Annotated in this window: 24 protein-coding genes; 12 read left to right on the top strand and 12 right to left on the bottom strand. The window is 66.6% G+C overall.

The genetic code is table 11. From position 1 onward, the window contains the following. Nucleotides 1-273: 273 nt before the first annotated feature. Nucleotides 274-1,488: an NADP-dependent isocitrate dehydrogenase gene (locus AC3WLC_RS30810; protein ID WP_493687711.1), complete on the bottom strand. Its 1,215-nt coding sequence runs from the start codon at nt 1,486-1,488 to the stop codon at nt 274-276. Between the two features lie 218 nt (nt 1,489-1,706). Here AC3WLC_RS30810 and AC3WLC_RS30805 point away from each other — a divergent pair, with 218 nt between their 5' ends. Both AC3WLC_RS30805 and AC3WLC_RS30800 read left to right on the top strand, forming a co-directional pair. Beyond that, complete coding sequence (locus AC3WLC_RS30805; protein WP_493687710.1) at nt 1,707-2,426, top strand: SDR family NAD(P)-dependent oxidoreductase; 720 nt, start codon at nt 1,707-1,709, stop codon at nt 2,424-2,426. An 88-nt stretch (nt 2,427-2,514) separates the two neighbouring features. Continuing rightward, nucleotides 2,515-3,060: a 2,4'-dihydroxyacetophenone dioxygenase family protein gene (locus AC3WLC_RS30800; protein WP_326877448.1), complete on the top strand. Its 546-nt coding sequence runs from the start codon at nt 2,515-2,517 to the stop codon at nt 3,058-3,060. A 23-nt stretch (nt 3,061-3,083) separates the two neighbouring features. On the opposite strand, the gene AC3WLC_RS30795 is transcribed toward AC3WLC_RS30800, so the two are convergent. Further along, nucleotides 3,084-3,995, bottom strand: a complete 912-nt coding sequence (locus tag AC3WLC_RS30795) for an alpha/beta hydrolase (RefSeq protein ID WP_493687709.1) — start codon at nt 3,993-3,995, stop codon at nt 3,084-3,086. Between the two features lie 90 nt (nt 3,996-4,085). Next, nucleotides 4,086-4,775: a flagellar assembly protein FliX gene (locus tag AC3WLC_RS30790; protein WP_493687708.1), complete on the bottom strand. Its 690-nt coding sequence runs from the start codon at nt 4,773-4,775 to the stop codon at nt 4,086-4,088. Nucleotides 4,776-4,817: 42 nt separating this feature from the next. On the opposite strand from AC3WLC_RS30790, the gene AC3WLC_RS30785 reads away from it, so the two are divergent. From AC3WLC_RS30785 to flaF, 9 genes are all read left to right on the top strand, one after another. Beyond that, on the top strand, nt 4,818-5,999 hold the full coding sequence (locus tag AC3WLC_RS30785) for a flagellar basal body P-ring protein FlgI (RefSeq protein ID WP_493687712.1): 1,182 nt from the start codon (nt 4,818-4,820) through the stop codon (nt 5,997-5,999). Further along, nucleotides 5,999-6,358, top strand: coding sequence for a rod-binding protein (locus AC3WLC_RS30780; RefSeq protein ID WP_493687707.1), 360 nt, complete (start codon nt 5,999-6,001; stop codon nt 6,356-6,358). The genes AC3WLC_RS30785 and AC3WLC_RS30780 overlap by 1 nt, the downstream gene beginning before the upstream one ends. Next, a complete protein-coding gene (locus tag AC3WLC_RS30775) occupies nt 6,351-6,839 on the top strand; it encodes a hypothetical protein (RefSeq protein WP_493687706.1) in 489 nt (162 codons plus the stop codon). The genes AC3WLC_RS30780 and AC3WLC_RS30775 overlap by 8 nt, the downstream gene beginning before the upstream one ends. 244 nt (nt 6,840-7,083) lie before the next feature. Next, nucleotides 7,084-7,554: a hypothetical protein gene (locus AC3WLC_RS30770; protein ID WP_493687705.1), complete on the top strand. Its 471-nt coding sequence runs from the start codon at nt 7,084-7,086 to the stop codon at nt 7,552-7,554. Nucleotides 7,555-7,812: 258 nt separating this feature from the next. Then, nucleotides 7,813-9,138, top strand: coding sequence for a flagellin N-terminal helical domain-containing protein (locus tag AC3WLC_RS30765; protein ID WP_493687704.1), 1,326 nt, complete (start codon nt 7,813-7,815; stop codon nt 9,136-9,138). Between the two features lie 274 nt (nt 9,139-9,412). Continuing rightward, a complete protein-coding gene (locus AC3WLC_RS30760; protein ID WP_493687703.1) occupies nt 9,413-10,747 on the top strand; it encodes a flagellin N-terminal helical domain-containing protein in 1,335 nt (444 codons plus the stop codon). A gap of 188 nt (nt 10,748-10,935) precedes the next feature. Beyond that, the gene (locus tag AC3WLC_RS30755) at nt 10,936-12,285 is read left to right on the top strand and encodes a flagellin N-terminal helical domain-containing protein (protein WP_493687702.1); all 1,350 of its coding nucleotides are present in this window, start codon (nt 10,936-10,938) and stop codon (nt 12,283-12,285) included. A 137-nt stretch (nt 12,286-12,422) separates the two neighbouring features. Next, a complete protein-coding gene (flbT, locus tag AC3WLC_RS30750) occupies nt 12,423-12,815 on the top strand; it encodes a flagellar biosynthesis repressor FlbT (protein ID WP_152012853.1) in 393 nt (130 codons plus the stop codon). Continuing rightward, on the top strand, nt 12,799-13,170 hold the full coding sequence (gene flaF / locus AC3WLC_RS30745; protein ID WP_346361701.1) for a flagellar biosynthesis regulator FlaF: 372 nt from the start codon (nt 12,799-12,801) through the stop codon (nt 13,168-13,170). Before flbT ends, flaF begins: the two co-directional genes overlap by 17 nt. Nucleotides 13,171-13,256: 86 nt before the next feature. On the opposite strand, the gene AC3WLC_RS30740 is transcribed toward flaF, so the two are convergent. From AC3WLC_RS30740 to AC3WLC_RS30710, 7 genes are all read right to left on the bottom strand, one after another. Further along, a complete protein-coding gene (locus tag AC3WLC_RS30740) occupies nt 13,257-14,771 on the bottom strand; it encodes a flagellar biosynthesis protein FlgL (RefSeq protein ID WP_493687701.1) in 1,515 nt (504 codons plus the stop codon). 11 nt (nt 14,772-14,782) lie between these two features. Continuing rightward, a complete protein-coding gene (gene flgK / locus AC3WLC_RS30735; protein ID WP_493687700.1) occupies nt 14,783-16,642 on the bottom strand; it encodes a flagellar hook-associated protein FlgK in 1,860 nt (619 codons plus the stop codon). A 78-nt stretch (nt 16,643-16,720) separates the two neighbouring features. Continuing rightward, entirely contained in the window at nt 16,721-18,133 is a 1,413-nt protein-coding gene (locus AC3WLC_RS30730) for a flagellar hook protein FlgE (protein WP_493687699.1), read from the bottom strand. Nucleotides 18,134-18,480: 347 nt separating this feature from the next. Beyond that, a complete protein-coding gene (locus AC3WLC_RS30725; protein WP_493687698.1) occupies nt 18,481-19,482 on the bottom strand; it encodes a YcjF family protein in 1,002 nt (333 codons plus the stop codon). Nucleotides 19,483-19,495: 13 nt separating this feature from the next. Beyond that, entirely contained in the window at nt 19,496-20,944 is a 1,449-nt protein-coding gene (locus AC3WLC_RS30720) for a YcjX family GTP-binding protein (protein ID WP_493687697.1), read from the bottom strand. A gap of 13 nt (nt 20,945-20,957) precedes the next feature. Beyond that, the gene (locus AC3WLC_RS30715; RefSeq protein ID WP_493687696.1) at nt 20,958-21,485 is read right to left on the bottom strand and encodes a SixA phosphatase family protein; all 528 of its coding nucleotides are present in this window, start codon (nt 21,483-21,485) and stop codon (nt 20,958-20,960) included. 9 nt (nt 21,486-21,494) lie between these two features. Then, nucleotides 21,495-22,199, bottom strand: a complete 705-nt coding sequence (locus tag AC3WLC_RS30710) for a TetR/AcrR family transcriptional regulator (protein WP_493687695.1) — start codon at nt 22,197-22,199, stop codon at nt 21,495-21,497. Nucleotides 22,200-22,297: 98 nt separating this feature from the next. On the opposite strand from AC3WLC_RS30710, the gene AC3WLC_RS30705 reads away from it, so the two are divergent. Further along, a complete protein-coding gene (locus AC3WLC_RS30705; protein WP_493687694.1) occupies nt 22,298-23,560 on the top strand; it encodes an ABA4-like family protein in 1,263 nt (420 codons plus the stop codon). A gap of 6 nt (nt 23,561-23,566) precedes the next feature. Here the strand turns inward: AC3WLC_RS30705 and AC3WLC_RS30700 are convergent, their stop codons facing one another. Both AC3WLC_RS30700 and AC3WLC_RS30695 read right to left on the bottom strand, forming a co-directional pair. Further along, nucleotides 23,567-23,812: a helix-turn-helix domain-containing protein gene (locus AC3WLC_RS30700; protein ID WP_493687693.1), complete on the bottom strand. Its 246-nt coding sequence runs from the start codon at nt 23,810-23,812 to the stop codon at nt 23,567-23,569. A gap of 9 nt (nt 23,813-23,821) precedes the next feature. Further along, nucleotides 23,822-24,478, bottom strand: a complete 657-nt coding sequence (locus tag AC3WLC_RS30695; protein ID WP_493687692.1) for a DUF2975 domain-containing protein — start codon at nt 24,476-24,478, stop codon at nt 23,822-23,824. Nucleotides 24,479-24,486 lie beyond the last annotated feature (8 nt).

Raw genomic sequence — 24,486 nt, 5'->3', positions numbered from 1 at the left:
GTCTTTGCCGCCCCGATCGACCGCGAGGCCCTCGTCGCCGAGGCTGGGCTCGACTGGCGCATCTCCTCCGCAACCGCACTCGGCCTGACCTACTCGGCGGCGATCGGCGAACGCTCCAGAGACCACGCTCTCAAGGGCAGGGTCGAGATGAGGTTCTGAAGAGCCGGAGCAGGCCAGCGCCAGAGACCAATCCAAGGCGCCCGGCACTCGCCCCACAACAAAAAAGCCCGGCCGAACGGCCGGGCTTCTTATTTTCGAGCGAGGCTCGGCCGCTTACGCGGCCATCGCCTTGCGCAGGTTGTCGCTGACCTTGTCGAGGAAGCCGGTGGTCGAGAGGAACTTCTGGTCGGGGCCGACCAGCAGCGCCAGGTCCTTGGTCATGTCACCGGCTTCGACGGTGTCGACCGTGACCTTCTCCAGCAGGGTCGCGAACTTGGCGAGCTCGGCATTGTTGTCGAGCTTGGCGCGATGGGCGAGACCACGGGTCCAGGCGAAGATCGAGGCGATCGAGTTGGTCGAGGTCTCCTTGCCCTTCTGGTGCTCGCGATAATGGCGGGTCACCGTGCCGTGCGCGGCCTCGGCCTCGACGGTCTTGCCGTCCGGCGTCATCAGCACCGAGGTCATCAGGCCGAGCGAGCCGAAGCCCTGCGCCACCGTGTCGGACTGCACGTCGCCATCGTAGTTCTTGCAGGCCCAGACATAGCCGCCCGACCACTTCATCGCCGACGCCACCATGTCGTCGATCAGGCGGTGCTCATAGGTGATGCCGAGCTTGTCGAATTCGGCCTTAAACTCGGCGTCGAAGATCTCCTGGAAGATGTCCTTGAAGCGCCCGTCATAGGTCTTGAGGATGGTGTTCTTGGTCGAGAGATAGACCGGGTACTTGCGCATCAGGCCGTAGTTCAGCGAGGCCCGGGCGAAATCGCGGATCGAGTCGTCGAGGTTGTACATCGCCATGGCGACGCCCGCGTCCGGAGCCTTGAAGACCTCCTTCTCGATGACGTTGCCGTCCTCGCCGACGAACTTGATCGAGAGCGTGCCCTTGCCCGGGAACTTGAAGTCGGTGGCGCGGTACTGGTCGCCATAGGCATGGCGGCCGATGACGATCGGCTGGGTCCAGCCGGGAACCAGGCGCGGCACGTTCTTGCAGATGATCGGCTCGCGGAAGATCACGCCGCCGAGGATGTTGCGGATCGTGCCGTTCGGGCTCTTCCACATCGACTTGAGGTTGAATTCCTTCACGCGCGCCTCATCCGGCGTGATGGTGGCGCACTTGACCGCGACGCCATGCTTCTTGGTCGCGTTGGCGGCGTCGATGGTGACCTGATCGTCGGTCGCGTCGCGGTTCTGGACCGAGAGATCGAAATAATCGAGCTCGAGGTCGAGATAGGGGAAGATCAGCTTGTCCTTGATGTGCTGCCAGATGATGCGGGTCATCTCGTCGCCGTCCATGTCGACGATCGGGTTGGCGACCTTGATCTTGCTCATGTGATGCGACCCCTGCTCTGGTCAGTCTGGAACGATTGCCGACAGCAGCTGAGCGCCACCACCGGCCCGCGCGCTTCCTAGCGGGTTCCGGCCGCAGGGGGAAGCCGGCCTTTTGGGCAACACATGGCGGCTCGGTCGATGGTCTCGCATGCGCCGACGCAGGTCGCCCCGCCCGCCAACGCAGTTGGCAAGCCTGCGAACCGATTTAGATTGGAGCCATGACAAGCTCCTCCTCCCCGTTCGCCCTCGTCACCGGCGGCACCCGCGGCATCGGCGCCGGCGCCGCGCTTGCCCTCGCCGAGGCCGGCTACCAGGTCCTCGCCACCGGCCTCACTGAGGACGAGGTCGCGGCGACGCCGGCGCACCCATCGATCCGCCATGCCAGGCTCGACGTCACCAGCGACGCTGAGGTAGCCGCGATCGTCGCCGGCTGCGAACGCATCGATGCGCTGGTGAACTGCGCCGGCATGATCCAACGCGGCGGCAAGGAATTCGAGATCGAGGCCTTCCGGCTCACCGTCGAGGTCAATCTCACCGGCTCGATGCGCATGTGCCTGGCGGCGAAGGAGAAGCTCGCCCAGGCCAAGGGCGCGATCGTCAACACCGCCTCGATGCTGACCTTCCATGGCTCGGCCTATGCGCCGGGCTATGCCGCTTCGAAGGGCGGCGTCGGCCAACTCACCAAGTCGCTCGCCGCCGCCTGGGCGCAGGACGGCATCCGCGTCAACGCGGTAGCGCCTGGCTGGATCGCGACCGAATTGACCAAGCCTCTCGTGGAGGATGCCGCCCGCTCCGCCCCGATCCTGTCGCGCACGCCGATGAACCGCTGGGGCGAGCCGGGCGATGTCGGCGGCGCCGTCCTGTTCCTGCTCTCGGATGCCGCCCGCTTCATCACCGGCGCGATACTGCCGGTCGACGGCGGCTATCTCGCCGTCTGAAAGACCGGGAAATATCAATGATCTGGCAGCGTTTCCTGAATCGATAGCCCAGCCAGCTGAATCAAGAACTCAACCGGAGGAAACAGCGATGAACAAGGTCAGCCCGGTCCCCGTCCAGGTCAGCACCGAGGAGCGCTGGACCCCCTATCGGCATCCACAGCCGAAGGATTCCCCGCCGGAACTGATCGTGCCGAATGTCATTCCGGAGGACGAGCGCGTCTGGGTGCCAGTCGACGACAATGTCTGGTTCCGCCCCTTATGCCTCTCGGTGACGCGCGGCTACTGGATGAACCTGCTGCGCGTGCGCCGCGCCGGCGTGCTCTCGCGCCATCGCCATCCCCAGCCGGTGCACGGCTATGTGCTGAAAGGCAAATGGCGCTACCTTGAACATGACTGGGTCGCGACGGAGGGTTCCTACGTCTACGAGGCGCCCGGCGAGACCCATACTTTGGTGGTCGATCCCGATGTCGAGGAGATGATCACCATGTTCCAGGTCAACGGCGCGATGATCTATGTCGACCCGGACGGCAAATGCCTCGGCTATGACGACGTCTTCACCCGGCTCGACAAATGCCGGGCGCATTACGCGACCAACGGACTCGGAGCGGATTACGCCGACCAGTTCATCCGTTGACCGGAAACAACGGCGATTGGACCTCAGCGGTCGATCACCGCGCCGGTCAGGCGAGGATCCCCAGCGAACGGCGCGTCGTTCCCGCTGAAGACGGCCGCTGCCGCCTTGTCGCCGGCGAGCTGCCAGCGCAGCCAGGCGGTGACATAGGGCAGGAAGGCGCCGATGCCAGCCCGGCAGCCAATGGCGAAGGACTGGCAGCCCGGCTGGCCCTGGATGTCGTTATGGTCGGCGCCGGCGACCGCAGCCTTCGCCCGCAGGCGCCCGGCCGGCACCTCGCTGAAATAGCCGTCGATCATCTCGGGCGATGACAGCGGATCCTTCTCGCCGGAGAGGAACAGGATCGACTGCTTCTCCCGCAGACCGGTCGGGATCGCAGCGCAGTGCTCCCTGTTGCACAGGCGGCGTCCAGGCAGGTCGATCAGGACGGTGGTGCCGATCCCTGAAGACGGCGCGACAGCCGCGTTGAAGGCGCCAGACGCGCCCTGCGAATGCCCGATCGCGGCGATGCGCCGGCGATCCGTCAGCGGCGCCAGCTCGCTCCGCTCCAGCAATGCGAGCGCATCGAGCAGGGTTTCACCGGTGCCGACACTGGAATCGCGCGTCGCAACCACGATCATTCCCCAGGACGCCAGATGCCGCAGCAGGAAGGCGTATTTCTCCGGCTTGGCCCAGGTGCCGTTGCCCCAGGTCACGATCGGGAAGATTTCGCCGGCACGCCTTGCACGCGGCAGATAGACCTCGACGGAATTTCCCTTGCTGTCGCAGCACAGCGGCTTCTCGATCGAACCGACTTCATACGGGCCGGCATTCCCGAAGCGTTCGGCACTCCGGCCCTGCGCCAACGCCGAACCGGAGGCGAAAACAGCCGGGAGTATCCCCAGCCACGCGATCAAGACAAAGCGGGCCGCGCGCGGGCCGATCCAGACGATATCCATAGGCTGCAACTCCGACGTGCTGGAACGCCCCGGCAAACGCGGAGATGCATGACGGCCTTTCGGCTTTTTTGAAGGCGGGTCGCGCCGGCTTCAGCGCCCGAGCTTCGCCAGCTCGACCGCGGCGCGCAATTCGATATGGGCGAGCACTTCGTCGAGGCGCGGATCATCGGTCGCCTCGCGCCTTGCCGACAGCATCGCCTTCAATCGCTCCAGTTCCGACGGAGACACGCGTCCGGCCAGCAGGGCAGCCTTGAGCCGATCCAGCCCGTCGAGCAAATCATGGCCGCGACGGGCCTGGCGCCGCTTGCGCTCCTGCCCGTCCTCCTCGGCCTGGACCGCGAGCAACCCGTCGAGCGAGCCGGCATGGCTGACGGCCGCGCCCTGCGCTGCGCCCGCGCTCTCGCGCGCCGGCAGGCGGAAACTCGATCCGCCGGTCGAGCCGCTGCGGCTGGTCGACGTCGTCGAGGAGATCGGGCTGCGCTGGTCGATGCGGATCATCACGCTCTCGCAAGGTCGGCCTGAAAAGGCGCTGCACGAACGCTGCCCGACCCACTTCCTTGTGCCGGCAACGTGGTTAACGAGCGGTAAATCGCCCGGCAGGATTTGCCGGGGCGGCAGCTTTGCGCCGGCCGCCGCGCCCTGCCCGATCAGGTCACCGATCTCTAAAAAGCTGATTAAAAAGCGTTTTTGCTTTCTCCCCACCTGGCACGTTCTTCGCAACGGATTGACGAGATCAGAGTCACCCGGTGTGCCATGTCCCGCCTCTTCCGCCTCCGCCATTTGCTGACGCCGCTCGCAGCGCTGCTGCTGGCCGGCGCCGCCATGGCGGCCGATCTCGCCCCGGCGGCCCCGCCGAGCCGCGGCGGCAACGGCGTCAGCAACCACGCTCCGACGCGCAACGGCGCGGCCGAGGCTGGCGTCTCGCGCACCGCCTTCGCCGGCAGCGGCGGCATGGGCACCGCGCTCTCGCGCATCAAGGACCTCGCCTCGGTCGAGGGCGTGCGCAGCAACCAGATCCTCGGCTACGGCATCGTCGTCGGCCTCAACGGCACCGGCGACACGCTCAACAACGCGCCCTTCACCAAGCAGTCCTTGCAGGCGATGCTGGAGCGCCTTGGCGTCAACACCCGCGGCGCCAGCATGCGCACCGCCAATGTCGCGGCGGTGATGATCACCGCCAACCTGCCGCCCTTCGCCGTCCAGGGCACGCGCCTCGACGTCACCGTCTCGGCGCTGGGCGATGCCAAGTCGCTGCAGGGCGGCACGCTGCTCGCGACCCCCCTGCTCGGCGCCGATGGCGAGGTCTATGCGGTCTCGCAAGGGCCGGTGGCGATCGCCGGCTTCTCGGCCGAGGCGGAGGCCGCCAAGATCACCCGCGGCGTCCCGACGGTCGGCCGCATCGCCAATGGCGGCCTGGTCGAGCGCGAGATCGATTTCGCCCTCAACAAGCTGAAGACGCTGCGGCTGTCGCTGCGCAATCCCGACCTCACCACCGCCCGCCGCATCGCCGCAGCGATCAACGACTTCATCGGCGGCGACTCGGCCGAGCCGACCGACCCCTCGACCGTGGTGCTGCAGATCCCGCCGCGCTTCCAGGGCAACATGATCCGCCTGCTCACCGATATCGAGCAGCTCCGGGTCGAGCCCGACCAGGGCGCCCGCGTCGTCATCGACGAGCGCTCCGGCATCATCGTGATGGGCAAGGATGTCCGCGTCTCCACCGTCGCCGTCGCCCAGGGCAACCTGACGGTGACGATCTCGGAGGAGCCGCAGGTCAGCCAGCCCAACGAATTCGGCAATGGCCGGACCGTCGTCGTGCCGCGCAGCAACGTCAAGGTCGACACCGAGGGCACCAACAAGCTCGCCCTCGTCAAGGAGAGCGTCACCCTGCGCGAGCTGGTCGACGGGCTGAACGCCCTCGGCATCGGCCCGCGCGACCTGCTCTCCATCCTGCAGGCCATCAAGGCAGCCGGCGCGCTGCAAGCCGATATCGAGGTGATGTAATGAGTGCCCTCCTCGCCGCTCCCGCCGCCAAGCTCGCCATCGGCGCCGCCACCAAGCTCGCCGGCGGCATCGCCGATGCGATCAGCTCCGCGCAGAACAGCAAGGCGAAGAAGACCGCCGATGATTTCGAGACCGTCTTCCTCGAGAACTTCACCCAGACCATGATGAGCTCGAGCGGGACCGAAGGCCCGCTCGGCGAGAACGGCACCGGCGGCGATGTCTGGCGCTCGATGCTGACGCAGGAATACGCCAAGCAGATCCAGAAGTCCGGCGGCGTCGGCCTCTCCGACCAGATCATGCGCGACCTGATCCAGGTCCAGGCTTCGGCCGGCAAGTCGGCGGGAGCCGGCAATGTTTGATCGCATGCGCGTCGTCGACGAGCGCCCGCGCGTCTCGAACGCCGTCGAGGCCGAGAGCCTGATCGAGACCGTCATGGAGACGCTGAGCGCCCTCTCCCATGTTGTCGGCGAGGAGACCGGGCTGGTCAAAGCCGGGCGCCTCAAGGACGCGATGGAGCGCGAGGCCCGCAAGGCCGAGCTTGCCGGCGTCTATATGAAGGGCGTCGAGCAGGTGAAACTCAATGCGGTCGCCCTCGCCCGCTTCGCCCCGGACAAGGTCAAGCGCCTGAAGGGCGCCCATCTCGCCTTCCAGGACCTGATCGATCTCAACCAGACCGTGCTGGCGACGGCCCGTGCGATCTCGGAATCGATCATGCGCGACCTCGCCACCGACACCAACAAGCAGAACAGGGCCCCTGGCTACGGTCCAACCGCGACGGTCGGCGCCGGAGTCTTCGCCCGGCCGAATGCCGGCCCTCTGGTGATCTCGAAGAGTCTGTAAGATCCGCTCCACTAAGAAGAGCCGTCCAGACAATTGCGGAATGCCGAGATCAGGCGCTTCTCGCAGGCCGGCAACTTCATGGTTAATCTGCGAGGAGACTCGACCTAAGCGGCGTTAACGCTGTCGAGGCGCGGGAAATGCGCAAAACGCATTGCAATTTACCAATTTCTCTAACGGCGGATTCAACTCTCTGCCGCATCTTCTCATGCTTGGAAGAAGTCCGCCCTTGCGAGAGGAGTCCAGAATGGATTTCGGCGCGACACCCAAGACGTTCGCGACCGGTGCCGTCCAGGCGACGATACGCACCGATATTTCCGTCCAGAACGGCGCGACGCCGGTCGAGCTCCCCCCGGAGAAGACCGTGCGCTCGGTTGCGGCCGGCGAGCCGGTCCAGCTCGACATCCGCGCCCGGGCCGAAGAGCGTCGCTCCGATGCGCAGCGCCAGCAGAGCACGCAGGACGAGGCGACCCAGCAGCGCCGCTTCGACGAGCAGCGCCGCCAGCAGGAATTGCGCGACGTGATCGAGCGGCGTCTCGACATCGAGCCGAAGACGCGCAGCGTCATCCTGCGCAAGACCAATCGCGACACCGGCGAAGTGGTCGAGCAGCTCCCAGACGAGACGCTGCTGAAGCTGCGCATCTGGTCGCGCGAGATCATTGAGCGCAACCGCGACGCCGAAGCGTCCCGCAGCCACGAAGTCGAGCGGCTCGCTTAAGCTCTTCAACCTCCCTCACCTTTCGACGCCGCCGGCCCCCGCCGGCGGCGTTTTTCGTTCGAACGGCGGCATCACCCGCACATGGGCGCCAGGAAAAGCGGTTTTACACTCGTTAACTAATCCAAAACGTCTCCCCGCACTGCGAGCAATTCGCCGGCTCGGATTCATCCCTCGTTACGAAATCGGCCGCATCCTCCCTCGGTCGCGGCCAGAACGGTCTCGACGCCAGAAGGCACCATACCAGGAAGGTATCGAAATATGGCCGTCTCTCTCTCTGCCGGCGTCCGGAACAACCTCTCGACGCTGCAATCGACCGCCGCCCAGTCCGCGCAGATCCAGAACCGTCTTGCCACCGGCAAGAAGGTCAACAGCGCGATCGACAGCCCGGTCAACTTCTTCACCGCCGCTTCGCTGAATGATCGCTCGAGCCAGCTCACGGGCCTGCTCGACGGCATCTCGAACGGCATCCAGACCATCCAGGCTGCCTCCAAGGGCATCGACGGCATCACCAAGCTCGTCGGTTCGCTGCAGTCGACGATCAAGCAGGCCCAGGCCGACGCGGCTCAGAACCGCCCGACCAAGGCCGGCGGGGCTCTGGCGAACGCGGCGGAAGTCACCGCCACCAGCAAGAGCCTGAAGGACATCGCCCTCGACAAGAAGATCGGCGGCGCGGATGCCACTGCCGACGCTGCCACTGCCACCTCGGCCGGTGACATCGGCATCGACACGACGACCAACAACACGGCTGCCGTCTTCCTGAAGTCGGGCTCCACGACCTACACTGCGAGCTTCGACGCCACCACCACGACGGTTCGCGATCTCGTCAACGAGATCAACAAGTCGGGCGTTGCCACCGCCTTCGTCGACGAGAAGGGCCAGCTCAACATCAAGGGCACCGGCTCGGAAGAAGTCCAGTTCGGCTTCGGCGTCGGCACTGACGCCACCACCTCGCAGGCCGCCGCCGCCGGCGTCGGCAACAGCAACGCCAAGATCAACTTCCTGGCGACGGACAACGTGGCGGGCACCGGCATCAAGGGCCAGTCCATCACGTCCGCCACGCGCTCGAACCTGATCGACCAGTACAACGACCTGCGCAACAAGATCGACGATCTCGCCAAGGATGCCGGCTTCAACGGCATCAACCTGCTCGGCGGTGACCGTCTGTCGGTCGTCTTCAACGAGAAGACCGGCAAGAACCAGACCAAGCTCGACGTCCAGGGCACCCAGCTGAACTCCGACAACCTCGGCATCGTCCAGGCTGGCAACACCCAGGTGGCGGGCAGCACCAACTTCCAGAACGACTCCGATCTGGAAGCCGCCACCAAGTCGCTGACCGGCGCCTTGACCTCGCTGAAGTCGCTCTCCTCGACCTTCGGCGCGAGCCTCTCGGTCGTCCAGACCCGCCAGGACTTCACCAAGGATATGGCGAACGTCCTGACCTCTGGCGCCGACAACCTCGTCAACGCCGACCTCAACCAGGAAGCCGCCTCCCTGCTCGCGCTGCAGACCCGTCAGCAGCTCTCGCAGCAGGCGCTCTCCCTCGCCAACCAGGCCGACCAGGGCGTCCTGCGTCTCCTCGGCTGATCTTCGGTCCGCAGAAGCGGATCACCCCGCAGAACGCGGGACGAAGCAAAAGAGCGGCGGAGCCAATGGCTCCGCCGCTTTTCGTTTGCGGAGAGTCCGGCTCAGGACCGCGCGCCGTTCTGCATCCATTAACCATGGCGGGACGTCGCCTGATTTTCCGAGCAATTCGCCGCCTCGGATTTACCGCTCGTTACGAGATCGGACGCATGGTCTCTCGGTCGCGGCCAGAATGGTCGTGATGCCAGAAGGCACCATACCAGGAAGGTATCAAATCATGGCCGTTTCGCTCTCTGCCGGCGTCCGCAACAATCTCTCGACGCTGCAGTCGACCGCCGCCCAGTCCGCGCAGATCCAGAACCGTCTTGCCACCGGCAAGAAGGTCAACAGCGCGATCGACAGCCCGGTCAACTTCTTCACCGCCGCTTCGCTGAATGATCGCTCGGGCCAGCTCACCGGCCTGCTCGACGGCATCTCGAACGGCATCCAGACCATCCAGGCTGCCTCCAAGGGCATCGACGGCATCACCAAGCTCGTCAGCTCGCTGCAGTCGACGGTGAAGCAGGCCCAGGCCGACGCGGCTCAGAACCGCCCGACCAAGGCCGGCACGGCGCGCGCCACCCAGACCGAAGTCGCCGCCACCAGCAAGAGCCTGAAGGACATCGCTCTCGACAAGAAGCTGGTCGGTGCGGACGCGGTTGCGGACGCTGCGACCGCGACAAGCTCGGGCGACCTCGGCATCATCGACACAAACACCTTCATCGGCATTTCGCTGACGGCGGGCTCCACCACTTATGAGGCGTCGTTCTCCTCGGCGAACGCCACGGTCCGTGATCTCGTCAACGAGATCAACAAGTCGGGCATCGCCACCGCCTTCGTCGACGAGAAGGGCCAGCTCAACGTCAAGGGCACCGGCTCCGAGGATCTCGAATTCGGTGTCGGCGTCGGCACGACCGGTGCTGCCACCGGCGTGGGCAGCGCCATCGTCGACGCTCAGGGCGGTAATGCCAACGCCGCTGTCGGCTTCGTTGCCGGCGACGCCGTCGCAGCGACCGCGATCAAGGGCCCGACCGTCACCTCGGCGGTGCGCTCGAACCTGATCGACCAGTACAACGATCTGCGCAACAAGATCGACGATCTCGCCAAGGATGCCGGCTTCAACGGCATCAACCTGCTCGGCGGTGACCGTCTGTCGGTCGTCTTCAACGAGAAGACCGGCAAGAACCAGACCAAGCTCGACGTTCAGGGCACCCAGCTGACCTCCGACAACCTCGGTCTCGTCAAGGCTGGTAACACCCAGCTCGCCGGCTCCGTCAACTTCCAGAACGACTCGGATCTGGAAGCCGCCACCAAGTCTCTGACCGGCGCGCTGACCTCGCTGAAGTCGCTCTCGTCGACCTTCGGCGCCAACCTCTCGGTCGTCCAGACCCGCCAGGACTTCACCAAGGATATGGCGAACGTCCTGACCACCGGCGCCGACAGCCTCGTCAACGCCGACCTCAACCAGGAAGCCGCCTCCCTGCTCGCGCTGCAGACCCGTCAGCAGCTCTCGCAGCAGGCGCTCTCCCTCGCCAACCAGGCCGACCAGGGCGTCCTGCGTCTCCTCGGCTGATCTTCGGTCCGCAGAAGCGGATCACCCCGCAGAACGCGGGACGAAGCAAAAGAGCGGCGGAGCCAATGGCTCCGCCGCTTTTCGTTTGCGCCTGTTAACGCCATTAACCGAATATTAGCCTTAACAAAGGATTGTCGGTCCCGAGCAAGCTGGCTGAGCGCCGAAGTGCGCTGTCTGAGGGACCTGAAATGGCCAACACCATCCTGTCGAACGGCGTCCGCAACAACCTGCTGACCCTTCAGCAGACCACGGCTCAGCAGGGCGTGATCCAGAACCGCCTGGCGACCGGCCGCAAGGTCAACTCCGCGATCGACAACCCGGTCAACTACTTCACATCCGTTTCGCTGAACGATCGTTCGAGCCAGCTCACCGGCCTGCTCGACGGCATCTCGAACGGCATCCAGACCATTCAGGCCGCCTCCAAGGGCATCGACGGCATCACCAAGCTGGTTCAGTCGCTGCAGTCCACGGTGAAACAGGCTCAGGCCGACGCGGCCCAGAACCGCCCGACCAAGGCCGGCGGCGCCCTCGCCACCCAGGCGGAAGCGGCCGTCACCAGCAAGAGCCTGAAGGACATCGCTCTCGACAAGAAGCTGACCGATGGCACCACCGGTACGGCCGGCGCGGCCGACCCCGCGACGGCAACGAGCTCCGGCGACCTCGGCATCGTCAGCACGAATACCTATATCGGCATCTCGATCACCGCCGGCTCGAACACCTACACGGCAGCGTTCTCCTCGGCGAATGCGACGATGCGCGACCTCGTCAACGAGATCAACAAGTCGGGCATCGCCACCGCCTTCGTCGACGAGAAGGGCCAGCTCAACGTCAAGGGCAGCGGCTCGGATGACCTGCAATTCGGCATCGGCTCTGGCACCACCAACGCTCCCGCCGGCGCGGGCAGCGCCATCGCCGACGCGGCTGCCGGTGGTGCAAACGCGGCTGTCGGCTTCGTTGCCGGCGACGCCGTCGCGGCGACCGCCATCAAGGGACAGAGCATCACCTCGGCGGTGCGTTCGAACCTGATCGATCAGTTCAACGACCTGCGAAACAAGATCGACGATCTCGCCAAGGACTCGAGCTACAACGGCATCAACCTGCTCTCGGGTGACCGTCTCTCGATCGTCTTCAACGAGAAGACCGGCCGCAACCAGACCAAGCTCGACATCCAGGGCTCGAACATCACGGCCGACAATCTCGGCATCCCGCGCGCCATCAACACGCAGCTCGCCGGCTTCATCAACTTCCAGAACGACGCCGACCTGGACAAGGCGACCGCCGCACTGACCAGCTCGCTGACCTCGCTGAAGTCGCTGGCCTCGACCCTCGGCTCGAACCTCTCGGTCGCCCAGGCCCGGCAGGACTTCACCAAGGAGCTCGCCAACGTGCTGACCACCGGCGCGGGCAATCTCGTCCTGGCCGATCCGAACGAGGAAGGCGCCAGCCTGCTCGCGCTCAACACGCGCCAGCAGCTCTCGCAGACCGCCCTCTCGCTCGCCAACCAGGCCGACCAGGGCGTGCTGCGCCTGTTCGGCTGAGCCACCTCCCCTCGTAGATCGTCGCGCGTCCGAACGGACGCGGTTACGATGATCGACCACATTGTTGCTGCATCGGATTCTTCCGGAAAGTGGAATCCACATTTCGGTCCGATGCCTAGCCAGAAGGCGGGACAGACATGGCCCTCAAGGTCGAGCTCAAGCCGAACGAGCGCATCATCATCGGCTCGGTCGTCATCCGCAACGACGAGCAGCGCACGCGCTTCTTCATCGAGGGCGAGGCGCCGATCCTGCGCGAGAAGGACATCCTCACCGCGGCCAGCGCCGACACGCCGGCCAAGAAGATCTACCTCGCCATCCAGCTGATGTATCTCGCCGGCGACCCGACGGCGGAGCACGAAGTCTACTTCCAGCTCGTGCGCGATTTCATGCAGGCGGCTCCGAGCGCTCTGCCGCATATGTCCGAAATCAATAACTGCATCTTAAGCGGTGAGCTCTACAAAGCTCTCAAGGCTGCCAAGAAGCTGATCTCTTACGAGGCGGAACTGCTCGAGCATGCAAAGCGGGTTTAATGCCTACGCCGCGGCGTCGAAGACGGCACAGAACGTCCAGTCACCGCGCGAACTCGAAGCTGGCCTGTTGCTCAAGGCGGGTGCCCGCCTCCAGGTGATCGTCGACGACTGGGCCAACCGCTCAGGCGAGATCGACGCCGCCCTCACCTATAATCGCAAGCTCTGGACCCTGCTGGTCTCGGCGGTGATCGCCGAGGACAATCCGCTGCCGGTCGAGATCAAGCGCAACATCCTCGGCCTGGCCAATTTCATCTTCAACCGGACCTTCCAGATCGCCGCGGCGCCGGAGCCGGCCGCGATCGGCATCCTCGTCAACATCAACCGCGACATCGCCGCCGGCCTGCGCGGGCGCTGATCGCGCCCCACACAGCACTTCGGACATAACGAAACGGCCCGGATCGCTCCGGGCCGTTTCCTTTTGTGGCCGCTAAAGCAGCGATCTCAGAGATAGTTCGTCAGGCGCAGCTGCGACAGCATCGAGGTGGTCTGGTAGCTCGCCTGCAAGGTGGTCTGCAGCGCCAGGATCTGCATCGCCACCTCCTCTTTGGTGATGTCCTCGACCCCCGACAGCGTCGTGCTCAGATAGTCCTTGGTCGCGGTATGCCGTTCCTTGGCCTGCGCCATCGCGGTCTGGGCGGAGCCGAGCTCGACGATGATCTCCGATGGGTTCTGCGTCCCGGTCGGGAAGCCGATGGTGCTGCGCACGCGCTCGGTCATCGCACCGTAGGCCAGCTTCGAATTCGGATCGCTCGCCGGGAAGGTCTCCGCCGCCATGATCGCGAACTGCGCCAGGCCGGTGCGGAAGGCCTCCTCATTGGCACGGGCGCCGGCCGCCACTTGCTGGCCCTGGTCGACCTGGACATTCGCCGTCGCCCTGGCCGAGCCGGGAGCATCGTCGCCCTGATACCAGATCACGGTGTTGGCTGAGGTGCCCGGCGCAGGCGCGGCCGTCGCGGTATCGAAAGGCGGGCCGGGCACGCGCAGCGGCGGATTGCTTGGGCTGCCGGCGAAGAAATCCTTGGCCGCGACCTGGGCCGACGACGCCGACAGCGAGGTCTTCGCCTCGCGCGACAGCGCCGCGCCGATCGCGCTCCGCAGGTTCGCGGCCGTGGCATTGGCGTCCACACCGATGACGAAGCCGTCGGCCGGATCCCCCGTCGTGCCCGCCGCGCGCGCCGTCAGGGTGATTTCCTCCGTGGTCCCGTCGGGCAGCTTCAGCGCGAACTTCAGCGTATCCCCCGGCTGGGGCTGCGTCGCGACATTGACGGCGATGTCAGCCGGCGGCCCGGCGTTGTAGGCCGTGGTCATCGCAGCCGTGCTGCTGGAGGCGCCGGTCAGCTTGAAGCCATAGGGCAGCCCGGCCGCCTCCTCGGCAATCGTCGCGGTCGTGCCGGCGCCGCCGGTGACGAGCCGGCCCATGCCGCCGGCGCCGATATCGGCCTGCTTGCGCTCGGAGATCATCTGCTTCAAGCCGGCATGAGTGGCATCGCCGTCCATGATCAGCGAATAGTCCACCACCGGCTCGACATCGGAGGTGCGGCCCGAGAACAGATAGCGCCCGTTGACCTGCGAGTTCAGCAGGTCAAGCGTCTGCTTGAACTTCTCCTCGGCCAGGACCTGCGGCGAGGTGCGGCCGGTCGAGGTCTCGACATAGCTGTCCGGCCGCGCATCGGCCCGCGTCTCGCCCGCAAGCTTGGTGAAGTTCTCGACCGCCTTAGTCATCAGCTTGAGATTGACGTCGGAGCGCTGGATGTTGGTCAGATAGCCGTCCAGCGTCGAGAGCTTGTTGTTGAGATCGAGGCTGGTGCCGCGATCCATGCCGAGGCCGGCAAAGGTTTCCGACTTCTTCTGCGTCGCGAGCTGCCGCTGCAGATCGTCGAGCTGTCCGCGCATCGAGACGAACTGGTTGGGATTGGCGAGGCGATAGGCGCCGGTACCGGTCGGGGTGATGGTCATCGACTATCTCCTCACAGTCTCATCAGCACGTCGAGCAACTCCTTGACGGTGGAGATGACGCGTGCGTTGGCGGCGTAGGCGCTCTGGAGTTCGATCAGCGTCGACATTTCCTGGTCGACATTGACCTTGGTGTCTTCGGTGAAGCGGCTCTGGACCGAGGCGAAGGCGACCTGCTGGCCTTCGTCGAGGCGCTTGGCCTGCTCGCTCGCCTGGCCCTGGCCGGCGACGACGCGCTGGACCAGGCTGGAGACCGTGCCGGTCGAGGTTGCGGCCGAGCCGTCGAAGCCGGTCGCGTTGGTGAAGCTGCGCTGGCTCGAGGTCAGCCGGTCATAGAGGAACTTCGGCCGCGTCGCATCGCCCTGCGGCGTCGCCGGGCTGGTGTTGTAGATGACGAGCCGCGAACGGTCGGCGACCAGGTCCGGATTGACGGCGATGCGCGAGGCGAAGCCGACCGATTGCGCCCCGCCGTCATAGGAGCCGGTATAGGCGGTGTTGTTGCGCCCGGCATCGACGAAGAACGGCATCTCGGCCGTGCCGCCGGTCAGCGAGGTCTGGGTCGGACGCGCGGTCAGGCCGGCGACATCGCGCGTCGCGCTGCCGACGACGCGCAGCGTCGAACCGGTATTGGACACGGTGAAGCCGGCGCCGACGGCCGCCTGGATCTGCGTCGCGACCGAGGCCGGGCCGCCGGAGAAGTCGATGCCGATGACGCGGTTGTTGGCGTCGCCCTGGGCCGAGGCCGGCAGGGGCAGCGACGCCGCCGAATCGACGCGCACGAAGGTGAAGCGCTGCGTCTGTCCACTGGGTGGGATCTTGTAGTCGAGCGTTACCGAATTGCCGGCCGCCAGCCCGCTGAGATCGACGTCGAAGCCGTTGAAGCCGCCGGCCGTGACAGCGGTGCCGGCGACCTCGCGGTCGGAGAGCGCGCTGGAGAGCTGGGCGGCGATCTCGTCGAGCTGCGCCTGCGCCTGCACCAGCGTCTTGTCGCGCAACTCGACCAGCGCGCCGATCTCGCCGGAGCGGAAGGTGTTGTTGGCGATCGCGTCGAAGCTGTTGCCCGAGAGGTCCCGGGCGATGATCGTGCCGACGGTCCGCTTGGTCGGATCGCTGCTCCATTGCGACTGCGGGCCGATATTGGCGCGCGCATCGAACTCGAACTTGACCGTCGGGCGGCCGTCGAAGAGCTGCGTGCCGGAGGCGGTGCTGATGCTGAGCGAGCCGTTCGGCCGCTCGTCGGTGCGGATCTCGACATATTGCGACAGCTCGGAGACGATCCGGTCGCGCTGGTCGCGCAGATCCGCGGTGGCGGAGGTCTGCTGGGCGTTGACGATGCGCGCATTGACGTTGGTCAGCTGGTCGAGCAGCTCGTTTACGCGGCCGACCGCCGAGCCGATACCGGACTCGGCGTTGGCGCGCTGCTGCTGGACGCCGTCCGACAGGCCGCGCAGCCGGTTGGCGAGCTGGCTCGCCGCGTCGAGCACCGCCGTGCGGTTGGTGTAGGAGGACGGATCGTTCTGCAGCGCCTGCAGCGAGCTGGTGAAGGTGCTGTACATCGAGTCCAGCGCCGTCTTGCTGCCGGGGGCGCCGTAGAGCTGGTCGAGATTGGCGAAGACCTGGGCGCGGGTCGAGGTATAGGCCGCGCCCGAGCTCTCCTGCAGCAGCTGGTGCTGGACGATGCGGTCGAGCAGCCGCTGGACGTTGGGATTGCTGACCCCGACGGTACCGCCGCTGATCGAATCGACGCTCGAGACATTGCGCCGGACATAGCCGGGCGTGCCGGCATTGGCGACGTTCTGCGAGACGACGCCGATGCCGATCTGGGCGCTGTTCAGCCCGGAAATGGCGGTGCCGAGCGAAGTGCTGAGACCCATCGTCAACTCCTGTCGTACTGGTCCGGTCGGTTTCGGCCCGGCCCTTCTGGGCCGTCAGGCCGGGCTGCGCTCAGCCGTTCAGCGGATGATGTTGAAGACGTCGCGCAGCATCTCCTGCGCGGTCGAGATCACCTTGGTGTTGGCCGAATAGGCCTGCTGGGTGACGATCATCTTCGAGAACTCGTCGGCGATGTCGGTGTTGGACTGCTCGACATTGCCACCGATCAGCGCCGAGGTGCCGAGGCCGACGATCGGCGCGCCCGACTCGATCGTCTCCTCGAAGGCGCCGCCGTCGAGGCGCTTCAGCGCGTTGCCGGCGTTGAAGCGCGCGACCGCGATCTGCGCCAGCGCCACGACCTGGCCGTTGCTGAAGGTGCCGATCACCTGGCCCTCGTTCGAGATCGAGACCCGGTCGAGCGTGCCGGCGGTGTAGCCGTTCTGGCGGATGCTGCGGGCGTCGATCTGGCCGCTGGTGTCGCCGTTTTGCGTCAGGCTGGTGCCATTGGTGACGATGCTGATGGGAGCGCTGGCAGGCGAAATGGCGGTGCCGCCGATCGTCATGGGCGGGATGGTGATGTTGCCGCTCGCGGGGTTCGTCATCTTGCCGGTGCTGTCGAACGTGATGTCGGTGTTGACGTTGCGATAGGCAACGGTCGCGCCGGTCGCTCCGGTGTTCTCCGCGATGAACAGGTTCCAGGTGTCGGCGACAGCCGGCGGACCCGCCGCCGCGTTCGAGACCTTGGCCCAGCGCAGTTCGACGCTCGTCGCCTTGCCGAGCGAATCGTAGACCGTGACCTGGCCGCCGGGGATCGAGCGGTTGAGGAAGGTGGTCAGGTCGCTGCCGACCACGGTACCGCTGCCGCCCGATGCGGTCGTGCCCGGGTTCGTGCCGAAGCCCGTGCCGGCATTGAGCAGTTCGGAGCCCAGCGTCGAGGTGTTGGCCGCATTGGTCTTCGGATAGGCCGGGATGTTGGCGCTGTATTCGATCTGGGTCGTCGCCTTGGCCGGGAACTGGTCCTTGGTGATGCGCAGCACGTCGGGCTGGCTGCCGATCACCTGGCCGGTGACGGGATCGATCTTCTGGCCCTTCAGATAGTAGCCGGCGCCGTTGACGAGGTAGCCGTCGGCGTCGAAGTCGAAATCGCCGCGGCGGGTGTAGAGATTGGCGTTGGCGAACTGCGTCGAGGCGCCGACGCCGCTCTGGCGCTGGTCGACCACGAAGAAACCGTCGCCGTTGATCGCCGCATTGGTGTCGATGCGGGTGGCGTTGAGGTCGCCCTGGATCGTATTGGTAGCCCGACTATAGGAGGCGACGGAGCCGGCGATCTGGCGGTTCAGCGCTGAATCCGGCACGAGGTCGGAGAAGCTGGTATCGACCCGCTTGAAGCCGGCGGTGCGCGAGTTCGCGATGTTGCCGGAGATATTCTCGAGGGCATAGGACTGGGCCTGCATGCCCGTCACGGCCGTCGTCAGAGCACTGAAAACACCCATCGCAACCTCACCTGGTCGTCAGACCTGGACAGCGCCCCCCATGGGCGGCATGTCGAACCGAGGCTGGTTTTGCACGGCGTGTGCCAGCGCCGTGCCTGAGATATTTCAAGGGCTTGGATGGTTTTCGAAAGGTTTCTCGACGATTCCGACCGGGCAGTTTCGTCCAGCACCGGCAAATTCTGCCGGGCGCCACCGTCTTTCCGGGGCAGCCCGCGGGGCTGAGCCCGGAACCCATGAACACCACGCCCTTCGAGAAAGGCTCACACAGCGGCGCTCATTCCGGCAGTGCTTGCGGATATGGATTCCGGGCTCGACGCTGCGCGCCGCTCCGGAATGACGAAGGAGGTTCACTCGCCCTTGCCGCCCCAGCCGGAAAGATCGCCCGCGACATCGGACAGGCCGGGCGGCGTCTCCTCGACGAAGGGCAGCGGCCGGCAGACAGCGATGGCGGCGAGCCCGATCCGGGCGGTGAGCAAGCCGTTGAGTACGCCCTCGCCGAGCTTGGCCGACAGCCTTGCCGCCAGTCCCTGGCCGAGCACCTGCTGGATCACCGCATCGCCAGCCGCCATGCCGCCGGTGACGACGAGATGGCCGAGCACCTGCCGCGCCAGCCTGAACAGGCCGAGCGCTCCCGGACGCCCGGCATAGATCGTCGCGATCGCCCGCAGCAGCCTTGCGCAGGCGACGAGCACGAAGACGACGTCGACCAGCGCCCGCGGGCTCACCGCGGTGACCAGCGAGACCCGCCTTGCCGCCTGCGCCACCTGCGCTTGCGCGAGCGCATCGAGCGGCGCGAGCAGGCTGCGCTCGGCGACGGTGAGCAGGTCGCGCGCGGCAAGCAGTTGAGGCGTGTGGGCGGTGAGTTCCGCCCTGCCCTTCGCGGTCTCGGGCCGGCCGGCATAGAGCTTGTCGAGATCGCCAGCGATGCTGCGCGCCTTGGCCAGATCGCTCTCGGCGAGCGCTGCGACGGCGCGCTCGCGCAGGGCCTCGACCCGCCGCTCGCGCAGGATGTCGCGCAGCACCCGCAGCAGCATGACGAGAAGCGCCAGTGCGGCGACGCCGGCGCAGACCAGCGCCGCAATGCCGACGGCCGGATTGAGGGCGAGCAGCCAGCGGATCGTCTGCTCGGCCCAAACCGTGACGGAGAGCGCCAGCAGGCCGGACAGTGCCGCAACGAACAGGCTGCCCCAGCTGAAGCGGCGACGGCTCGGCTGTGGTGTCGCAACGGCGTCGGGTTCGATCGGCTCGACCTCAGGCACGACGGCGACATCGCCGCGGCCGCCGAAGACGGTGTCGTCGGAAGAGCCATCCTGTGGATCGAGGCGGATGGCGCGCGGCGCCTTGCTCATGCTCAGCCCTCCTTCACGCCAGCCTGTCGCCGATCAGGAACTCCAACGCCCGGTCGAGGCGGATCTGCGGCGGCGGTGCGAGACGCCCGCCTGCATCCGGCTTGACCAGAGGCGGCCGGAAGCGCGGCGCTCGGACATGCCAACGCGGCGCGTCGGGGTCGAAGATCGCCTCTGGCCGCTCCGGCAGGTCGCCCGGGAAGATCGCCGCCTCCGTCTGCCCGTCGAAGACCTCACCATCGACGACCTCGCCCACCTCGGGCACGCCAGCGATGGCGGGCAGCTCCTCGCGCCCCTCGCGGATACGGACTTCGCGCGTGGCGCGGATCGCGGCGAAGGCCATCGCCTCGACCTTGGCCCCCGCTCCTTGCGCCCGTGCCGCAGCCCTGGCGACGAGATGCGACATCACCCCGGCGAGCCGATCATGACTGGTGTGGTGGAGATGATCGGCCTTGGTCGCGGCGAACAGCACCTTCTCGATCCGCGGCGCGAACAGGCTCGACAGCAGGCTGTTGCGCCCGACGGCGAAGGCCGAGAGTGCCTGGCCGAGCGCGGTTTCGAGATCGGCGAGCGCCGCCGGCCCAGCATCGAGCGCCGCCAGCGCATCGACCAGCACGATCTGCCGATCCAGCCGGGCGAAATGCTCGCGGAAAAAGGGACCGACCACGACGCGCTTATAGGCTTCGAAACGCTCGGCCATCAGCCCGGCGAGCGTGCCCGCCTGCGGCTGCGCGCCCGGCGCCAGGTCGAGCGGTGCGAAGGTCAGGGCCGGCGAGCCCTCGAGATCGCCGGGCATCAGGAAGCGCCCCGGCGGCGTCACCGCCACTGCCTCCGGATCGGCGCGCAGGGCGGCGAGATAGGCCTTGAACACGTCGCTGGCCGCCTCGGCCACCAGCTCGTCCGCCGGTCCTGCCGGATCGCGCTGTTTGAGGTCGTCGAGCCAGGGCGAAGCGAGGGCGAGCCGATGTGCCTTGCGCGCATCGGCGACGGCCTGCGCCGACCAGGTCGCATAATCCTGCCCGATCAAGGCTAGGTCGAGCAGCCACTCGCCGGGATAATCGACGATGTCGAGCGTCAGCGTCGCGGGCCCCTTGAACCAGCCCTCGGCGCGCTCGTAGTCGATCTCGATCCGAAGCTCCGAGATGCGGCGGGTCGACTCCGGCCAGCGCCGGTCCGGACCGGAGAGCGCAGCGCGATGCGCCTCATAGGGAAAGCGCGGAATCTCGGGATCCGGCTGCGGCACGAGCCGGACCCGCGCGATCCGCCCCTCGGCCGAAGCCTTCAGCACCGGTAGCCTGGCGCCTTCGACCAGGTTCTGGATCAGCGCTGTGGTGAAGACGGTTTTTCCTGAGCGCGACAGGCCGGTGACGCCGATGCGCAGGCGCGGCCGCGCCAGCCCGAGCAGGCTGTCGCCGAAGGCGAGCGCGGCATTGCGCGCCTCGTCGAGATAGGATCCGGACGCCATCAGGCGATCCGCATCATTCGTCCGGCCCCTCGCCGAGCGAGGCCGGGGTGACGAAGCGGTCGAGCCGGCCGCCCGGCGCCGCGAGATCGCGCCAGTCCTCGATCGAAAAATCGATCACGGCGAGGCCGCAGGTCGGGTATTTCTGCGCCATCCTTGCCGCCGCATAGCGATCGCCATGGCCGGCGAGCTTGGCGGCAAGCTCCTCGAAGCCGGGATTGTGGCCGATCATCAGGAGCGTGCGAACGCCCGGGTCCGTCTCCTGCACCACCTTGAGCAGGCGTTCCCGGCTGGCCTCGTAGATGCGCGGCTCGAATTGCGTCGGCGGCTTCTCCGGCAGCATCGGCTTGACCAGCTCCCAGGTCTCGACCGTGCGCTTGGCCGGCGAGATCAGGACGAGGTCCGGCAGCAGCAGCTCCTCGGCGAGATAGCGGCCCATGACCGGGGCGGCTTCGCGCCCGCGCGTGGCGAGCGGCCGGTCGCGATCGGCGGTGTTGGCGGGCCAGGCCGATTTGGCGTGGCGCAGAAGCATGAGGCGGCGCATGGCCGCCATCTAACCATGGCTGGCGGGATTTGCGAGTGGCTTGGGCGCGGAAGCCCGCATGGCGGCGAGCAGCATCTCCATGAGACGGCCCGAATACAGCCCGATCAGCCGCTCGCGCCCGCCCGGCTGCATCTCCAGCGGCGCGAGCTGGCCATCGATCAGCATGGTCGAGAAGCCGTGGGTGATCGACCAGACGAACAGGATCTCGGCGAGATCGGCATCGCCACCATAGCTCGACGGCAGCCGCGTCAGCACATCCGCGTCGACTTCGCGCCCAAGGGCCAGCTTGGTCTCGCGAACCAGGATACCGAAGGCGCGGATACCGGCACGGCGCAGATCCTCGTCGCCATTCTTCAGGCCGAGCCGCCCGAAGACGACGCGGAAACGGCCAGGCCGGCTCAACGCAACCGCAAGATAGGCCTCGCAAATCGCGGCGAGCCGATCACCGCCGCTCGCCTTGGCCTTCGCGACGGCGGCCTCCATGCTCTCGGAGAGATCGTCGAAGCCGAGCGTGGCGATCGCGGTCAGGAGGCCGACGAGATTGCCGAAATGATGCGCCGGCGCCGCCGGAGAGACCCCGGCCCGGCGGGCGCATTCGCGTAGGGTGAAGCCGCCGACGCCCTTCTCCGCCAGCACGGCCTCGGCCGCGTCGATCATCGCCTGGCGCAAATCACCATGATGATAGCCGCCGCGCTTGCCGACCTTGGTATCCATCGCACGCCCTGCCCGCACCCCGCCATCAAACTTGACGCCGTTAAGATAACGCAATAGGACAGGCTCGCAACTGAACAGCGTCAAGATTGGAGTGCGTGATGCCTCTCAGCTTGGATGACGCCTTCGCCCGGGCCGGCCAGCTCGCCATGATCGGCTGGGCCGCCTTGATCCTGCTGCCGCGCTGGCGCGGCATCTCGGCAGCGCTTGCCGGCTGGATCATCCCGGCCCTGCTCTCGCTCGGCTATGCCGTGCTGATCGCCGTCCATTGGCGCGACGCCAAGGGCGGCTTCGCCTCGCTCGATTCGGTCGCCGCCCTGTTCGCCTCGAAGCCGCTCCTGCTCGCCGGCTGGGTGCACTACCTCGCCTTCGACCTTTTCCTCGGCAACTGGATCCTGCGACGCTCGCAAGCGGAAGGCATCCCGCATTGGCTGATGCTGCCGGTGCTGCCGATGGTCTTCCTGTTCGGTCCGTTCGGCTTCCTGACCTATCTCTTGCTGGAAGCCTGCTTCCGCCTGGCGCGCGAGGATCGCATCGCGCGTCTGCAGGCCCGGCTCCCCGCCTGGCTGCCCGATCTCGAGCTGGAGCCGCGCCTCACCGCGGCGGCCTTCGCCATGCTCGCTCTGGCAGTGCCGACCGTGTTCGCCTGGCTGATCGACACCAGGCAGTTCCACGGCGTCGACACCTGGATCAAGCCGCTGAAATTCGAGCTCTCGGTCGCCGTCTACCTGTTCACCCTGGCGCTGTTCCTGCCGCTCGCGAGCGAGCGTTTCCGCGCCTCCTGGCTCGGGCGCTACATGGTCTGGCCGGTGATCGTGCCGATCGTGCTGGAAGTGCTCTACATCGCCTGGCGCGCCTCGCGGGTGGAAGCCTCGCACTACAACAGCGACAACTGGGTCGGCATTGCGCTCTACAGCCTGATGGGCGTCGGTGCGGTGATGTTCACCGTGGCGCCCGGCTTCCTCGCCTACGGCCTCGCGCGTCGCGATGTTGCCCCGATGCCGCAGGTCGTGCGCTGGTCTCTGGTCACCGGCCTCGCCCTCACCTGCATCTTTGGTCTCGCCAGCGGCGCGATCCTCAGCTCCAGCGCCAGCGGGCACTATGTCGGCGTCGTGCCCGACGCGCACCGGACCCTCCCCTTCTTCGGTTGGTCGCTGACGATCGGCGATCTGCGCATCGCACATTTCCTCGGCCTGCACGCCTTGCAGATCATCCCGGCGATCGGCGTGGCTCTCTGGCTGGCGACACGACAGAGCAAGGCCGGGCTCGTCGCGCTCGGGACCGTCTCCGCCGTCTATGCCGCGATCACCGCGACGGCGCTCGTCGCGGCGCTGCAGGCGCGCCCGCTGCTCGGGCTCGGCTGACAAGCGCTACGCATCATCGCCCTCGGAGCCGGGGGCAAGATCATCGGGGCCGGGCTCGTAGCGCAGCAAATCCCCCGGCTGGCAATCGAGGACGGCGCAGATCCGCGTCAGCGTGTCGAAGCGCATGCCGCGGACCTTGCCGGATTTCAGCTGCGAGACCTGCTGCTCGGTCAGCCCGATGCGCTGGGCCAGTTCCTTCGAGCGCATCTTGCGACGCGCCAGCATGACATCGAGTTCGACGATGATCGGCATCGCGCTGCCTTATACGAACTGGGCGTTTTCGTCGGCGATTTCCGTGGCTGCCGTGAAGACGTGCCCCAGCGCCAGAAAGCCGAGCAGAAACAGCAGGGTTAACAGATCCTGCGGATTGAGGGCGATGCCGACCAGACGATGCCCGGCCGGAAGATGCGCGGAGACGATCATCGACAGCAACGGCCGCACGAGGATATCGGCCCCCTGCGCGCAAAGACCGAACAGGGCGATCCGGCGCAGCCAGAGCGCCGCCTCGCGTGTGAAGATGCTGCCTGCGAGATAGCCGGTGAACAGCCGCCAGACGCTGTAGCAGGTGATCGCCGTCAGCGACCAGATGACGAGGCTGAGCCCCAGCCCGGCGAGGCGCTGCCAGTTCCGCATGCCGGCAAGGTCCGCTTTCAGCCAGGCGCCATAGACGCCCACGGCACGCCCCTCCTCACCCCAGACCTGCAGGACGACGACCAGGATCCAGGCGGCATAGGCCAAGGCGGCCCAGCGCGTGAGATGGCAGAGCCAGCCGATCCGGCGGCGAAGGCGCGTCTGGGGCGTGTCGGCCGCGATCGCACTCATGGCAATGAGCTCCAAGGTTGATGAAATTGGAAACGTCACGCGCCTCGCTTTGCCGCGCCGCAGGACAGTGGTCGTCGCGGCGAACTCTCCAGGCAAGCCGATCG

The sequence above is a fragment of the Allobosea sp. GW821-FHT03A12 genome, from assembly GCF_058986765.1.
This window is presented reverse-complemented; position numbering and strand designations above follow the sequence as displayed.